The sequence below is a fragment of the Variovorax sp. genome, from assembly GCF_965279555.1.
In the GTDB taxonomy this organism is placed as follows: domain Bacteria; phylum Pseudomonadota; class Gammaproteobacteria; order Burkholderiales; family Burkholderiaceae_C; genus Variovorax.
The window spans coordinates 622,889-638,876 of the sequence record NZ_OZ257247.1 but is presented as its reverse complement, the minus strand read 5'-3'; the positions used below and the strand labels follow the sequence as shown (position 1 = coordinate 638,876).

At 63.4% G+C, this 15,988-nt stretch carries 7 protein-coding genes; 1 reads left to right on the top strand and 6 read right to left on the bottom strand.

Features of this window, described 5'->3' with window-relative positions; genetic code table 11:
- The first annotated feature begins 14 nt into the window (after nucleotides 1-14).
- Nucleotides 15-1,064, top strand: a complete 1,050-nt coding sequence (gene mnmH / locus ACQY8B_RS03165) for a tRNA 2-selenouridine(34) synthase MnmH (protein ID WP_422085362.1) — start codon at nucleotides 15-17, stop codon at nucleotides 1,062-1,064.
- A 474-nt stretch (nucleotides 1,065-1,538) separates the two neighbouring features.
- Here mnmH and ACQY8B_RS03160 read toward each other — a convergent pair whose 3' ends face one another.
- The 6 genes from ACQY8B_RS03160 to fdhD form a co-directional block, all read right to left on the bottom strand.
- A complete protein-coding gene (locus ACQY8B_RS03160; RefSeq protein ID WP_422085361.1) occupies nucleotides 1,539-1,784 on the bottom strand; it encodes a hypothetical protein in 246 nt (81 codons plus the stop codon).
- A 624-nt stretch (nucleotides 1,785-2,408) separates the two neighbouring features.
- Nucleotides 2,409-2,870 carry a hypothetical protein gene (locus ACQY8B_RS03155; RefSeq protein ID WP_422085360.1) on the bottom strand — a complete coding sequence of 154 codons (462 nt, stop codon included), beginning with the start codon at nucleotides 2,868-2,870 and terminating at the stop codon, nucleotides 2,409-2,411.
- 9 nt (nucleotides 2,871-2,879) lie between these two features.
- Entirely contained in the window at nucleotides 2,880-12,116 is a 9,237-nt protein-coding gene (locus ACQY8B_RS03150) for a hemagglutinin repeat-containing protein (protein WP_422085359.1), read from the bottom strand.
- A gap of 92 nt (nucleotides 12,117-12,208) precedes the next feature.
- Nucleotides 12,209-13,054: a hypothetical protein gene (locus ACQY8B_RS03145; protein WP_422085358.1), complete on the bottom strand. Its 846-nt coding sequence runs from the start codon at nucleotides 13,052-13,054 to the stop codon at nucleotides 12,209-12,211.
- A gap of 69 nt (nucleotides 13,055-13,123) precedes the next feature.
- Entirely contained in the window at nucleotides 13,124-14,854 is a 1,731-nt protein-coding gene (locus ACQY8B_RS03140) for a ShlB/FhaC/HecB family hemolysin secretion/activation protein (RefSeq protein WP_428744998.1), read from the bottom strand.
- 239 nt (nucleotides 14,855-15,093) lie between these two features.
- Nucleotides 15,094-15,972, bottom strand: coding sequence for a formate dehydrogenase accessory sulfurtransferase FdhD (gene fdhD, locus ACQY8B_RS03135; RefSeq protein ID WP_422085357.1), 879 nt, complete (start codon nucleotides 15,970-15,972; stop codon nucleotides 15,094-15,096).
- Nucleotides 15,973-15,988 lie beyond the last annotated feature (16 nt).

The window sequence follows — 15,988 nt, the reverse complement described above, 5'->3', positions numbered from 1 at the left end:
ATGAGGTTCCCGCCATGAGTCATCGCCAGCCCGTGCGCGTCGGCGACCGCCACGCCTTCGACACGCTGATCGACGCCCGCTCGCCGGCCGAGTTCGCGCTCGACCACATTCCCGGCGCCATCAACTGCCCGGTGCTGAACGACGAGGAGCGCCACATCGTCGGCACCGTCTACGTGCAGACCGGCGCTTTCGAGGCGCGGCGCATCGGAGGCGCGATGGTCGCCGCCAACATCGCGCGGCACCTGCGCGAAACCCTGGCCGACCGGCCCGAGAACTGGAAGCCGCTGGTGTACTGCTGGCGCGGCGGCATGCGCAGCGGCTCCATGGTGACGTGGCTGCGCCTCGTCGGCTGGGACGCACAGCAGCTCGCGGGCGGCTACAAGAGCTTTCGCCGGCACGTCATTTCGCAGATCGACGCGCTGACCCCGAAGCTCGACCTGCGCGTGATCTGCGGCGCCACCGGCAGTGCAAAGACGCGCGTGCTGCATGCGCTTGCCGCCCGCGGCGCACAGGTGCTCGACCTGGAAGACTTCGCCAGCCACAAAGGCTCGCTGCTCGGTTCACTGCCAGGTGTGCCTCAGCCTTCGCAAAAGCACTTCGAGACGCTGATCGCGGCGGTGCTCGAGACGGTCGATCTTTCGCGTCCGCTGTATGTCGAGGGTGAAAGCATCCGCATCGGGCGGCTGTCGCTGCCGTTGTCGCTGGTGGCGCGGATGCGCGCGGCGCCGTGCATCGAGGTCTGCGCTACGCCAGAGGCGCGGCTGGCGTATCTGCTGCGTGACTACGCCTACCTGGGCGAAGACCGCGACGCACTGGCCGACAAGCTGGGAGCGCTGAAGGAACTGCAGGGCAAGGAGACGGTGGCGCGTTGGCAGCAGTGGGCGCATGAAGGCGATCTGCCGCATCTGTTTGCGGAGCTGATGGCTTTGCATTACGACCCGCACTATGAGAAGTCGCAGGAGCTGCACTTTCGGGCGTGGGGACGGCGCCGGAGCGTGGGTGCGGTTGATCTGTCGGATCAGGGGATTGGGGCTGTGGCTGAGGCGGTGTTGAGGCTGGGGTGAGTGGCTGATTTGGCGTTACTGACGGCGAAGCGCCATTAATCAGAACAACGGCGGGCCGCCCAACAGATAAAGCCAAGACCCCGGCTGGCGCGCTGAGTTAGATCATCTTCGTGCAGCTTGATCTTCCAAAGACCAATATCGGTCTCATTTTTCTGCTGATCAAACTGCATGGTCAAACGCTGCTCCATAGCACAAAGAAATCCGTCAAGAAGAGCCAATCGTTTTCTACTATGGCAATCTTGGAAATTTCAATTCCCGCTCGGCAATTATTTCAGGCACCCAAAACAATCTCGCCTATTAGCCAGCTTCTCGATAAATGATTCAAGTCAATCTCGAAACACGTTTCAATGCACGGCTTCATTTGAAGAAATTCTTTCCGCCTCAATATAATTATTTTCATTGATTTCAGAGGAATCATCTTAGAAAAATCATCGTCGTGCAGATGAGTAAATTTTAACATTTTCAGATGAAAAATCAGCCCCCCCACACATCGCGCGAATAATGAAAATTCTCAATTTCATTTTTCTCCGTAAGCGATATTTTTCTTAACCCCTCTTCCGCCCAAGAAATGGAATAAAAATAAAAATTACCACCATCATCCGTCAAATAATTGGCCAGAGACTCATCTGATTCCTGTTCCGCATCGATACAACTGCAAGCAGGTCTTAGAATGCCGTCCTTATATGCCTCAGAAAAATACCAATAGAATTTTAATTTCATCTTCTACCGTTTAGGATAGACGGCTGCCTCGATTGAGAGCCAGGTTGCGAGTTTCTACGTATAGCAATCGAGCTTACTTGAGTTTTTCTGCGCGGCGTAGCGGGGCATTCTTCACCCGCTTGCAGATAGTTCTTTGCGGTGTTGCCAGACAGGGTATACGCCCAACCATCTCGCAGATGAACGCCTGCTCGCGCAGGGCCCAACACTGATGACATTCAATGTCGCCACGTCCATCACTCCTAAGATTCCCTACTTTAAAAATGGACAGGGTAAGGTTCTACGTGGGTCGGTATTAAACGGAAATTGTGGCGCTTGGAGGAGCAATTTTCGGCGGAAATTAAAAAGCATTCGCTGCTCATCGTTGAAGTCAATCCCTCTGGTCTGCGAAGACACCCGCGCGGTGTATCCGGCGCTGTTCGAATCCGCTTAGCCTCACACTTCAATTGCGTGAGCAATTGACTCATGTCCGTCGGATAACCGTGAGTTGACGCAGCCCCGGCCTCGGCACTTGCATAAAAAATGGATGGATCACATTGAGACGATGACATACACCTGTCCCCTGCATCCCTCCCACTATCGCAGGCGGTCTTCTTCCAGAAATTTCTGCGTCATTTCTCGAATACTTCAAGGCAATTTAGAAATACATGGCAGAGTAACTTCCATTTTTGATTGCTCGGAATCTGGCATCTGCAAAAACTCTCGCCAGGCCTCGACCAAAGCAATTACCTCTGTCAATGAAAAATGCCCTTCCAAGACCTCTTCCCATGAATCAACCGCGCAGCTAAATTGTGCCCCTCGATTGCTAAACGAGACATTTACGTCATCACCATATTCAACAAACCCCGCCGCTCCTCTATGCTCCTGCAGGCGTTTGGATTTCTCAAGAAATCGAAAAATACTCGACAAAGACTCTGAACTACTTTTTGGCCAAATGACCGAAATCCAGGCACAGAGATACTTGTTGTATCTAATTTCATCGGTGCCACATCCATTTTTTACGCGCGCCAACCGCCAGTAATCTTCATAGCTTGCATTCGGGTAAGAAAACACATTCTTCTCAACAAAGAATTCGACAATATTATTCATAATATAACGTCAATATACAGGATATGCAGTCACTCTTGGCGCAGTCCAGCCTTGCACGGTTACGCCACTTGGAGTTATTCCACGCCACTGCCCATTTGGTTGAACCACTCTTGTATTCCAAGCTGCATCAACTTCCACTCTTATTCTTGCATTCGTCCAGTCTTTTGGAAACATCGAGTGCCCCGCAGAACCCACCGGTTTATCAATCCATTGACCAGGGTTCAGTGGATCCGGCATTTGTGGCTCTCCCTTATAAACGCCAGCCGCGTTAGGCGCCGTTTCGGTGCCAGGTTTTATTCTTACGTCTCCCTGTAGGAGACTATGCCCACCCGTCGGAACCGCTTTTCCGTTGGTATCGGGTCTAACGCGTCCAGCCAAAGGGCTACTTGCCGGATAGCGTTGGTAATCGGCCCCCACGATATGATCGAAATCAATTGGGGCGGTAACTCTCTCCAGGCTTAACGCGGCTCTCGCATTATTGTCAAGTACCGTATCCGGCGCATTACCACTGTGAGCTTTAGGGGGTAATTCATTGAATTCCCTGAGACCAGTCTTCCCGGGCGAGCCATTGATAGCTAGCGCGGTTGGTAAGGCGCTACCTGCAGCGTCAGTCACAGTAGTAGTGCTGTATTTCATCCCCGCACTGCTGTAAGGACTGCTGGCCGTCCCGTCCGTAGCACCAAGCTCGCGCTCTACAGAAATCGGCGGGTTGGCCGGCCCAACATCTTCCGGACCGCCAACGGGGCGATCCTTAGGACTCGCACTTGCGCTCCCTGAGCCCGGACGTATGCTCCGCGTGGGCATAGGCGTCGTCACCACACCACCCTCGCTGGGCAGCCCCGTCAACAACGCCTCGCCCGTCTCTCCGATCGCCCTGTCTGCCAATTTGCTGCCGTCGCCCGGGCGCGCCAACCCCGAGGTGAACACGGTCTGGGACACACCAAGATTGGCCGCACTGATTGCAAACCCTTCTTGCACGGTTTGCCCTTGCTGCCTCAGTTCCCGCCCTGTATCCAGCAACTGCTGAACTTGTTCAGGCGTCTTTCGGGCAAGTTGCGGATCCGTTCCCGCGTCGGCATAGGCAACATAGGCCCCACGCACTCCGGGCACGATCCCGCTTGCATTGCGATTGGTGATCCGGTTGTACAAGTCCGATGTCTGCCCCAACGCACCGGCGTTGACTGTGTGGTCGGCGTACGAGGATGTGCCTCGTGCATCGAAGAGACCGCCACCGCCTACATCCTTCGACCCAACGCTCTGCGCGACCTGCCGCAGGAAGGCCGCGGCCTGCGGGTTGTCCGCAATGCGCTTGGCCCAGGCACTGTCGATCTGGCGCAGGCTCTGTTCGGTCAACTCGGTTATTGCCTGCTCCAAGGGAATGCCGCGCTTTGCGGCATAGGCCTGCGCATTGCCACGAATCAACTGTGCCTCTGTCGGGTGCAATTGCCTGTTGTTGGCGTCTTCGTTGAACCCCGCAGCAGCCCCTAGAGCGCCTCCACCCGTGGCGCCGAATCCCGCCGCCAGGCCTGCACCGACTGCCCCCTTCACTGCATCGGGCAGATCACGGGTCAAGTCATCGATGACCGGCGCTGCAGTCGACGCCAACGCCGCACCCGCCGCGCCTTGCAGGTTGCCCGCAAGCCCGCCGATCAAGGCATGCGCCCACACGCGTGAAGCACCGCCTTCCTTCCAGTTGTCGTAGTTCTGCTGTTCCGCGGCAAGCGTGCTGTTGGCGTTCGCCAGAGCTTCACTCGCCTGAGCTCTCTGCTCCCCGCTGGCGCCCGGATCGCTCAATACCTGCTGCGCTACCGCCGCCTCTAGCTGCGCCTGCTCGTATTTCCGGGTCTGACGTTCCGCATACTCGCCGACAGCTTTGGCGGCCTTCGGCATTGCAGCCTGCGTGATCTGCACCTGCGCCTGCACATCGGCGACCAGCTTGTCCGTATCCCATTTCTTCGTCAGTGCATTCGTGCTGTCCACGCCAGTGCGCACGCTCTGGTCGCCTGCGATGCCGCTGATGCCGGCCTTGGTCACGCTCGATTGCGAGCCCGACGCGCTCCCCACGCCCGCGCTGCCACCCGCACCCACCTTGAAGTCAGGGCCCTGCTGCTTCTGCCCCGGGAGGTTCACGCCCAGGCTCGCCCCGCTGGCCTTGTAGCTGTCGAAGTTCTGGATGTCGCTGGTGGTGAGGCTCGCGGACTTGAAAGTGTTTCTCGCGTTGTCCACCGCCGCCTGCGTGCTCTCGATCACCGCGCCCTTGAGATCGGTGCGGCCCTTCACGTCGACGTCGAAGCCGCCGTCGCCCGCCTTTATGCCCGACTGCTCCTTCACGCTCGCGAAGTTGCCGCTGGCCTTGGCGCTGCTTGCGCTCACGCCTGCGCTCCACACGCCCACCCCCAAGCTCAAGGAACCGCCCAGGCTCTGCTGCGTGCTGGCCGAGGTGCCGGTGTCTTGCAGGCTCTCGATCTTCAGGTCGCCGCCCACCTTGGCGGCCACCCGGTCGGCTTCGATCACGCCGCCTTTGATCGTCATATCGCCACCGCTCGCAAGGCTCACCTTGTTGCCGGCGCTCACATGGCTGTTGGTGTAGGTCGAATCGGTGCCGTCCGATTTGCCCCGGCTGGCGTTCGCGCCGACGTTGAACAGCAGGCCGCTGGTGCCGACGCTCACACCCACGCTGCCGCCGCTGCCCTTGTTGGTGCCATGCCGCTCGCTGGTGTTCTGGGCCGCAAGAACATCGATGCGGTTTTCCGCGACGAGCTTCGCCGTGTCGCGCGCGGCGATGTCGCTGCCTTGAACCAGGATGTTGCTGTCCTTGCCGCCGCCGAGCGCGAGCATGCTGACGTTCTTGCCCTCGATGCGGCTGCCGGCCGCGGTGTCCCTGGTTTCGGTGCGGTTGCTCTTGTTCTGGCTGCCGCCGAGGCTGATCGAAAGGTTGACACCCATGGACTGCGCCGGATTGGTGACACTGGCGTTGGCCAGGGCATCGGCCACGCCTTTGGCCTCGACGGCCATGGAGGCGGCACCCAGCGCCTGCATGCGTCCACTGGCAGTTTGCTGCACGGCCTTGGCCGTGCTGCCGATGCCTTGTACCGCGCTGATGACGGGTGCGGTAAGCGCAATGGTCAGGCCACCGGTCTTCTGCTTCTGCTCGGTTTCGGTCCGGCTGGTTTCGCGTGCTTCGCGGATCGCGATGCGCTTCGCGGCGATGGTCACGTCTCCGTCAGGAGCGACCACGTCGCTGCCAATCTGTGTGTACCGATTGCCGGCGATGAGCGTGGTATTGCCGCCGATGCTGCCCACCGTGCTGCGCATTGCGCTGGTGCTGCTGCTTCGGGTGTCGGTGCTCTGGCTGCGGCTGCCGATGGTGAAGCCGAAGCCGCCCGAGCCCATGAGTCCGGACTGGCTGATGCCGCGATAGGCGCTCTCGGAGCGGCTGTCCTGCGCGGCCTCGATGGTGAGGTCGCGCCTGGCGACGATGGCCGCGTTCTTGTCGGCAATGATCTCGCTGCCCGACACGGTGACGTCCCGCCCCGACACGATGATGTTGCGCCCGCCCAGCGAGCTGCCGGTGGCTGTTTCCTCGCGCGAACTGTCGCGCTGAGTGGTGGTCTTGCTGGAGAGAAAGCCTTTCTTTTTCGCTTCACTCGCGGAGTCGACCGAGACGGTGGCACGCCCGGTCTCGATGCGCACATCGCCTTCTCTGGCCTTCACTGCCAGGTCACCCTCGACGTCGATGACGGATCCGCGGATGCGGATGTTGTTTCCGGCGTCGAGGGTCACATTGCCGCCGCCGGCAATCTGGCTGCCGACCTCCCGGCTGCTGCTCTGGCTGTAGAAGTTGCGCGGGCCGCTGCCTCGCTCCTGACGCTCTTCTTCCTTGACCGTCGAAACACTGATGTCCCGCCCGGCCTTCAGCAGCGTCCCGCTGTCGTTGCCGCTATTCGCGAGGATGGCGCCGGCAAGGCGGACGTCCCGCCCGGCCGAAGCCACGAGGATGCCTTCTGGATTGCTCACATAGACCCCCGCCACGCGGTCGATGTTCGTCCGGCTGGTCAGCACTCCGGTCTGCGTGCGGGTGGTCGTCACGAGGTTGATGTCGTTGCCGGCCGTCAATGTCGCGGAGTCGCTGGCAGTGATGCTGCCGCCGATGTTGTCGAGGTCGGTCTTGGCGTGGATTCCAAGGTCGCCGCCCGCAATGCGGCCACCAAGGTTCCTGACGTTGTCCTTGTCTATCTTGACCAGCGTGCGCCCGGCGATGGTGCCTGTGTTGACCAGATCGCCATCGCCCTTGATGACGGTGGCGTCGGCACTCAGCAGTGCACCAGAGCCGTCGATGTCTCCGGGTCGCACGCGCACGTACAGCTGCGGCGCCAGTACTTGCCGGGTGACTCCCTCGGGCAGCGTCACCGTCTTCTCGACCAGCCAGACGATGTCGCTGGTGAGCTGCGCCATCTGGACTTCCGACAGGCCGATGCCCGGCCGCAAGCCATGCTGCCGCGCGAAGGTGGCCCCGTTGTTCATCAGCGCCGTGTACTGCTCCTCGTCGTTGTAGTGGCCACCCAGGTAGCGATAGCCGGTGAGCTGCGCGACCTGCTCGCGAATGAGCTTCTGCTCGTAGAAGCCGTCGCCCAGGCGCTTGAGCGTGTTGCCGGGGTCTTGGCCGAGGTTGTTCAGCAGGTAGTCGCTGCTGAGCCAGTTCCGGTAGCCGGCGAAGCGCGGGTCGGCCTCGACGAGATAGCCCCGCGGCCCGCCATTCAGATTGAAAAGACTGGCTTGGGGAATATCGATGCGAGGCGAACTGGTGCGCACGACCATGGGTACGGTCTGGCCGGCCCCCACCTTGGCGTTGCTCGCTTGGGTGATGGCGGCATCGACCGAGCGCCCTCCGGCATTCACGACGCCACCGACGTTGGCCGGCACTTCGACGATTGTCGCCACTGGGCTCGGGCCGCTCGCACCGCCGGAGCCTTTGCCCGCGTCGTATCCCTTGGTGGCGTTGAAGTTGCCTGTTTTCTCGTAGGCGCCCACATCCCTGCTCAGTCTCGACACGGGTTCGATGACATCCGGCTGCCGCCGGGTGGCGCGCCAATGGACGATAGAGCCGGTCTGCGTGGTGACCTCCCCCTGTAGCGCCTCGTTCCTGATGCCGGGCGCGTCCAGCACAGCGCCGGCGGTGATCCGGCTGTCGCGGTTCAGCCCGTTGCCAATGAGGGTCATGTCCCTGCCGGCGACGATGGCGGCCGGGTCGGCGTCGATGGCCGTGTCGGTCGTCGTGAGAACGGTTTTGTCCCAAACTCCCCAGACATGGCCATTGGCTGGCCTCCAGCTTCCATCGGGGTTGCGCAGCAAGAGGTTGGCCTTGCCCGGGGTGTAGACAACATCCTCCGGCTTGAAGTGGCCGATGCCTTCCACGCCGATGGTTCTGGAGAACACCTGGGTCGTCGTCTTCGGCCCGAGCTTGATGCGCGTGTCCAGGTTGTCGATGCGCCCCATCGAGACAGTCATGTCGCCCAGCGACTCGATGCGCGCGCTCAGGTTTTCCAGGGCACTGCCGCTGGTCGCGGCTTCGCGGTTGCCGTCGAGCCTGCCGCCGATGTTCAGTGCCTTCGCGCCCGTTCCAGCGCTGAAGATCAACGCGTGCTCGCGGTTGCGGACGATGTCGGCACCGATGTTCAGCGACTCGCGCGCCGCGATGGTCGCGGCCTTGGCGATGCCATTGACGGTTTCAGCGGAGTTGTCGAGCGTGCCCACCGCAGCGGACACCGCGTTGCCGTAGATGCGGCCCGTGCCGATGTTGTGCAGCGTGCCCGCGTCGATCTGCGTCGCGCCCTGGCTGTCTATCAAGCCTCGATTGGTCAGTGTCGTCACTGCCTTCAGTGCGGTGTCCTTGCCCGACATCTCGGCGTCCGCCGCGTTGTCGATGACGCTTGCATCGACCGTGAGCTTGCGCCCCGCCGACAACTTCGTGTTGTTGGTGAACTTGCCGGCGGTGCTGAAGTTCAGGTTGCCGTCGACGTCCATCTTCGAGTTGTTCGTGACGTCCTGTACGAGCGCAACGTTCAGGTCGTTGGCTGAGGCAATCCGGCCGTCGCCGCTGAAGGACTTCGCGTCGATGAACACGCCTCCGACACCACTGCGCATCTTGCCGTCCGCACCGGGCGCAGCAGGTATCCCGGCCTTGAGCACGCCATCGGTGTTGGTGATGGCCAGGCCCCTGGCCGCGGAGTTGCCCGCGTTGCGATCCTTGACGTCAAGCGCCTCCACGGCGGCGATCCGCCCCGAGATGTTGTTCAGTTCCGCCCCGCCAAGAACCGTGACGTTCCTTGCTTCGATGCCTTGCTCGTCGCCTGAGGTGTTGGCATTGACGACGCTGCCGGCACGGAGCCGGGCCGCTCCGTTCGCGCGGACCAATCCGCCGGTGTTGTCGATCGTTCCATTGCCGGCATCGAGGTCCAGGCTGCCCACGGCCAGCGTCTTGCCGCCGGCGTTGGTGAACGCCTGGGTTTCGGCAATCAACGCTCCCTTCGAGTCGATGGAACCGGCCGTGTTCTTGACTTCGCCCGTCTTCAGGATGAGCGTGCCGCCGCTCGTGATGCCTCCGGCCATGTCTGCCGGTTGGGTCCGGTGGCCGGCCGCGTTGGTGTTGAAGAGGACCCGGCCGTTGGTGTCGATGCGCAGCGACTCGCCCGACTGGATCAAGCCCGAGTCGTTGTTCAAGGCGCCGGATCGCAGCACGAGCGCTCCCGATGCGGCGATGGTGCCCTTGGCGCCGTTGTCGAGGTCCCCGCCGCGTGTATCGACCGACAGCGAGCGCCCCGAGATCTTGCCGCCGCGATTGCTCAATGAACCGGCCTCGATGCTGATCTGCCTGGCTTCAGTACGGCCGTTGTCTTGCTCGAAGCCGTTCTTCAGTTCGATGGCGAGAGCGCCGTTGCCGGCGATGCGGCCGCTGGCTCCACTGAAGCTGCCACCCGCGATGCGCAAGGTGCCGGTGCGCGCTTGCTCACCCGCATGCTCGACCGCGCCGCCGGCATTTCCCAGCCTGGCAGCACTCAGCGTCAGGTCGCGGCCGTTGCTGGCAATGCGCCCGCCATCGTTGTTCAGGATGCCGGAGACGGCCAGCGTGGTGGCATCGGCACCGGTCTGCACGATCTCGCCGCTGCGGGTGTTGGCGATGTTCGATGCCCGCAGATTCAGCCGGCCGGCATTGAGCACGCCGGCGTCGTTGAGCAAGGCCTGGTCCGCCTGCGCGTTGGCAGTGATGCTCAAGGCGCCCGGCGTCACCACCTTGGCCTTGTCGCTGGTTTTCACGTTGCCCTGCGTCGCAGTCACCGAGATGTTCGCCGCGCCGGTCTGGCTTCCCGAGAGGTCGACGCTCGCGCCTCGCAGCGTTGCGTCGCCAACAGCCAGGTTCAAGCCATTTGCAACCAGCGAACCCGAGGCTGCGACGCTCAGTTCACCTGCAAGGCCCGGCTTGCCATCGCCTTGAACGCCGGCACCGAGCACGCTGCCGCCGCTGGATGCCAGGCTGCCAGCCGTGATCGCGGTGTTGCCGCCGGCGGTGATGCCGCCGTCATTGACAAGCGCACCGGCGACAGCGAGTCTGATGTCGTTGCCCGCGTGGATCGCCCCGCTGTTGCGCAGCGCGCCTGCGTCGAGCGACAGCCCTTCATTTGCAACCAGCGTACCGGCGCTGTTGTCGACGGCCTTCGCCACATCGGCCGTCAGGCGACCAACCGCCGTGATGATCCCGCGCGTGTTGTCGGCGCGGCCGCCGACGGCGAGGCTCGCATCGCCGGCGCTGGTGAGCGTGCCGTCCACGTTGATCAGGTCGCCGCTGGTGGAGATCTGCAGGCTGCCCGCATTGAGCTTGCCGCCTGTGTTGTCGAACTGGCCGACGTTCGCGCTGAAGCTTCGGCTGACGTCGAGCGTGCCACCCGCGTTGCTGAACCTGGCACCGGTCACGGCCATGGTCGCCACGCTGAGAGTGCCTCCCGTGTTGTCGATCTGCGGCGTCTTGAGCGTGATCGGGCCGCCGGCGTAGATGCGGCCGCCGTCGTTCCGGATCGTGCCTGCGGCGGTGATGGCGCCGGGTGCCCCGGCGAGGGCGGAAGACGCACCGCTCTCACCCGCTGCCGGCGCAAAAGGCTCCGCGCTGATCACGCCCCCATTCGTATTGCTGAGCACCGGCGAATCAATCGTGAGACCGGCCATGCTCGTCTGCCGGATGGTGCCGCCACGGTTGTCGATGTCCGCGCCGCTGGCGAGTTGCACCCGAGCGCCTTCGAGCGTTCCAGTGTTTTCCAGTCGCCCCTGCGTCGTCACGACAAGGCCGCCCGCACCCGCGCCGACGTTGCCCGCATTGCGCACGCCAAGCCCCGCCTCGGTGCCGATGAGCGTGATCTTCCGGGCGTACATGCCGCCCAGCGCCGCAACGTCGAGTGCGAATGCAGGTGCGGGCCCGTTGCCCGCAATGGGCGTGACACTGCCGTGATCGGCGCCGATCTGGTTGGCACCCGCGACCACCTGGAGTTCATTCGCCCAGATGCCCGCATTGACCTGCACGGCCCGCGAGAGGATCGCCGCATAGTCCGTCTTGCCGGCGTCGAACCCGGCGCCTTCGATGCTCACGGTGCCATCGCGCACGAGAAAGCTGTCGAGCCCGCCCAGTGCATTGAGCTGTGGCACGCCGGTGGTCAGGGTCGCGCGCGATGCGTTGATGAAGCCGCCGCCATCCACGGAGATGCCCGCCGGATTGGCAATGATCACCTCCGCGCGCTGCCCGCCCACCTCGACGTAACCACGCAGCTGTGTCGGGTTGCCACCATTGATTTCGTTGAGGATGACGCGCGCCGGGCCTCTCGCGAGCCACGGGTTGCCCTGGACGAAGCCGCCGAGCTGCGTCTGCACATTCACCCGGCTGTTGTTCAGGATGGCGCCATTGCGCATCACGTCGAACTGGTTGTAGACGTTGCGGCTCACGCCCGCGGCCGAGGGCGTCTGGATGTTGACCAGCGGCACGCCGTTGGGTGCCAGGAGCACGGTCGGCCGAAGATGCCCGGCGACGCTGGGCGCCCCGACGATCTGTGCCCGAACGGCGCCTGCGAGCAGCACGCCGACGAGCGCGGCCGCTGGCACGGTGCCTCTGGAGGCTCCCTTGCCGATGCTGCTGGCCGTTTCCTGAACCACCATGCGCATGCCGCGCGCGGCGTTGAAGATGATCCGGTAAAGATGCTTGTTCATTTTTTTCTCCCTGATGGCTCGGAAACTCGGCCCCTGACGGGAGCCGACGGTGAGCGCAGCGATGCGATCACCCCGGCTCCCTGCTCACGATCTCAAGCGCAGCGGAACTTCGCGACGCCCATGTACCGCGCGCCGGAAGGAAGCGTTGCCGAATAGCCCACCGCAATCGCATAGGCACCGCTGCCGTGATCACCCAGCGTGATGCCGGCGCCGGCACCCGCGCTCAGGAAGCTGCCGGTCACAGACGTGCTGGATGGCGACTTGACCTTGGTGTCGAAATTCACCGTGCCGACGGCATCGCCGACCGTCACCTTCACCGCGCCCGTGACGGTCGCTCCTTCGCTGCCGAATGCCAGCGTCGAAGAGCCGCTTGCGATACCGCTGTTGGCCGCGCCCCCGCTGCTGCCACTCACATAAGTGGGACTGGTGAAGACGCCCGCATCGCAGGTGGGGGTTCCGCTTGCGGGCAGGGTCTTCAGCTCGTTCAGGGCAAGGTAGTGATACGCACGGTTGTCGGCGCCGGTCAGGGTCTCTGCGCCCGAGCTGCGCGTGACCGTCCCGGCGGTCCAGCGGCCGATCGCGAAGTTCGCGTCGCCGTTGATTTCCTTCGTCGCGCTCGATCCCGTCAGCGTGTTGTCGTTCAGGCGGGTCATCGCGCCGCTGGCCGCCTGCTCGCTTTGCGACAGCACACCGAACGACTGCGCACCCACACCCAGCAGCAGGTAGCGCGCGCGCTCACCGCGAGCGAACGGTGCCGATACGGCGCCGGAATCCGCTGCTGCAGGCGCCGCGGCAGCCGCCTCCGCCGTCGCGGACGGGGCGTTGGCTGGAAGGGCGGCCATGGGCATGCCGCCGCCTCCACCGCCGCTGCCTCCACCGCAAGCGTGAAGCAGGCCAAGTGACAGCAATGAGAGCGAAAAGAGAATCTTGTTTTTCATGAATCTTGTGTGATCTGTTGTGATTGGTTGGGGAATGCGATGTCGGTTTTCTCTGGTGCGGCTTCCTCCTCAAAAGCTGAAGTTGAGGTTGAACCCCGTCGTGACCCTGGCCGTGCGATATCTCTCGGGCTTGCTGATCGGAGCGCCGATGAAGACGTCGTAGTTCAGCCCCCTCCATGCCCCACGCACGCCGATCACGCCACCCGCCAGGTGATTTCCGAGCAGCCATGCGACCGACCTGCCGCCCACGCGGCCGTAGTCGATGCCCGCATAGAGCTCGGCCCCGCTCTGACCCGCGGCCCACCCGATGTCGTTGCGCAGCAGCCAGCCCCGCTCGCCGAGCAGGCTGGTCTCGCCGTCGAAGCCGCGCACGGTGTAGCGCCCGCCGATACCGAAGCGGTCTTGCGGCGTGAGCTGGGTCTGGTTCCACTGCGCACGCCACTGGCCCGCGTAGCGCAACTTCTGCTCGCCGAGCTTGAAAGGCAGGTTGAGGCTCACGTCGGCCGTCATCAGCCGGAAGCGGCTGGTGCCTTCGTCGAACGCCTCTTCGGGTGCTCGCCTGGCGCCGAAGGCGCCGGTGCCCTGGCGCAAGGCGAAGGTGCCGTCCAGCGTGGCTTCACCGATGAACTCCTTGTGGCTCAGGCTCGCCTCCCAACCGCCGAGCACGCGGTGCTGGTTCTCGATCTGGGTGTCGTCGACGAAGCTGCGCGACTCGCGGCGAAAGGCGCGGATCGCGACAGTGGTCTTGCGGCGCTGGTCACGGTAGACCAGGCGCGAGAGCCTGAGCTCGGCGTTGTTGGTCTTGCCCGCGTAGATGTAGTCCTGGTTCAGGCCGGCCACGGTTTGCCGGTAGTGGCTGTTCGATGCGGTGAAGCCGAGCTGCCAATAGCCCCAGGGCAGCGAGTAATGAACGGTCTGACCCTCCGTGCCGCGGCGAGGGTTGCCCAGGACATGCCCGTCCACGCTGTGGTTGGCGCTGACGTAAAAAAGATCATTGAGGCCGAAAAGGTTGTCGGCCGAGACGGTGACGCCTGCCTGGTACCTCCCGGTGGCGCCGGTGCCGCTGTCGTCCAGGCTCAGGGTACCGCGCAGCATGCGGGCTTGCGTGTACTTGGCGACGAGGTCGCTGTCGCCGGGCTGGGCGTCGGGCGCGGTCGAGGCCTCGATCTGGATGTCCGCTTCGGCGGTGGGTGTGCGCTTGAGGTTCTCCAGGCCCTGCTCGATGTCACGCAGGTTGAGCAGGTCGCCAGGGCGGGCCGGGATCGCACCCTCGAGCAGCAGACGGTTGTTGCCGAAGCGGGTGTTCGAATCCGGAGTGGCACGGACGGCGGCGATCCGCCCGGGAACCAGGGTGAAAGTCAGCAGTCCTGCGGACAGATCCTGGGGCGCCGCCAGCACGCGGGTAGTGACGAAGCCCCTGGCGATGATCGCCTGCTGGAGCCGCGCCATGACGGTGTTGACGCCCTGCGTGCCCAGGCAGCGGCCAAGCGGGCTGTCGTTCGCCTCGGGGCCCGCGGCGGCATCCAGCACCCACTGGAACTCCGCCGAACGCTCGCCCGAAAGCAAAAGGCGGTCAACGCGAAAGCACGGCGACTCTGTCTCGGGCAGGCGGACCGAATCTTTTTGAGTCGCTTGCTGAAGGTGGCTGTCGACCGACTTCTCCTGCTGCTCCCGCAGGGCTCGCTCGCGCTCCTGCTGGCGCAGCTGCTCGACGAAGGGATTGGGTGCAGAAGGGTTGGCTTGAGCCAGAGCGCCTGACGCGGCACCCAGCCACAGGCAAGCAACAGAAACTGCGCGCAACGATTGCGGCGCGAGAGAGCGTGATCGAAAGAACATGAAAACCCGGACGTATGCAGCGAGGAATACGCTGCGGACGCGGATTGTCATGTCGCATTTGGCTGCACATTTGTGGCCAAAAGTGACTTAGAGAATTCTTGAGTTATCCGTTAGATATGCAACACCGTCGCATTGATCGACGGCGTCGAAATTAACAAGAAACGGCTTCTTGTTAGCAATGTCGCGAGGCGGCTCGCGACGCTTCAACTTCCGTTACTTAGCCCGTCGGCATAGAGCACACCGCGCGGCGCGCGGCACAGCCCCCAGAAACGCAGGCCGCTGAGTTCGGCCATGCGCACGCCCATCGATGTCGGCGCGGAGATGGTCGCCATCGCGGCGATGCTCAGGCGCGCGCATTTGCGCACGAGCTCATGGCTGCCGCGGCTGGACATCAGCACGAAGCCCGGCTCCTCGAGCCGCCCCGCCAGCGCGAGCTTGCCGAGCAGCTTGTCGAGCGCGTTGTGGCGCCCGACGTCTTCCATCAGATCGGTGAGCTCGCCGTCGATCGTGGCCCAAGCGGCAGCGTGGATTGCGCCGGCTTCTGCGTTGAGTGTCTGGCGCGGCGGCATGGCGGCGAAGGCACGAAGCACTGTCGCCAGGTCGATGCGCTCGATCCAGTCGCGCTGCGGCACGCGCTGCGGCGTGAGGTCGAGCCCCGCGAAGCTCTCGACGCCGCACACGCCGCAGCCGGTGCGGCCCGCGAGGCTGCGGCGGCGGTCTTTCAGGCGCTCGAAGCTGCGTGTGGAGATTTCGAGTTGTACTTCGATGCCGGGCATGCCCTGGGGCAAGCCGGCATCGGAGGCATCGATCGTCCGCACGTCGATGCCACGGCAATCGGCGGCGCCGTCGAGGATGCCTTCGCTCAGTGCGAAGCCGAGCGCGAAGGCTTCGAGGTCTTGCGGCGTGGCCATCATCACCGCGTGCGAGACGCCGTTGAACACCAGCGCCACCGGCACCTCGGACGCCAGCGTGTCGTCGCGCACCGCGCCCTCGGGCGCGAGGCCGCGCTCGCCGAAGACATGCACGGCGTGCCGCGCAAGTGGCGGCAGGGAATCGGATTCGGTGATGGGGTCGTCTTGCATGGCCGCGGCCATTCTC

Bases quoted from the DNA above. Each gene is read 5' to 3' on its own strand.
- fdhD (WP_422085357.1), bottom strand. From the start codon at position 15,972: ATGCAAGACGACCCCATCACCGAATCCGATTCCCTGCCGCCACTTGCG.
- mnmH (WP_422085362.1), top strand. From the start codon at position 15: ATGAGTCATCGCCAGCCCGTGCGCGTCGGCGACCGCCACGCCTTCGAC.
- ACQY8B_RS03155 (WP_422085360.1), bottom strand. From the start codon at position 2,870: ATGAATAATATTGTCGAATTCTTTGTTGAGAAGAATGTGTTTTCTTAC.
- ACQY8B_RS03150 (WP_422085359.1), bottom strand. From the start codon at position 12,116: ATGAACAAGCATCTTTACCGGATCATCTTCAACGCCGCGCGCGGCATG.
- ACQY8B_RS03145 (WP_422085358.1), bottom strand. From the start codon at position 13,054: ATGAAAAACAAGATTCTCTTTTCGCTCTCATTGCTGTCACTTGGCCTG.
- ACQY8B_RS03160 (WP_422085361.1), bottom strand. From the start codon at position 1,784: ATGAAATTAAAATTCTATTGGTATTTTTCTGAGGCATATAAGGACGGC.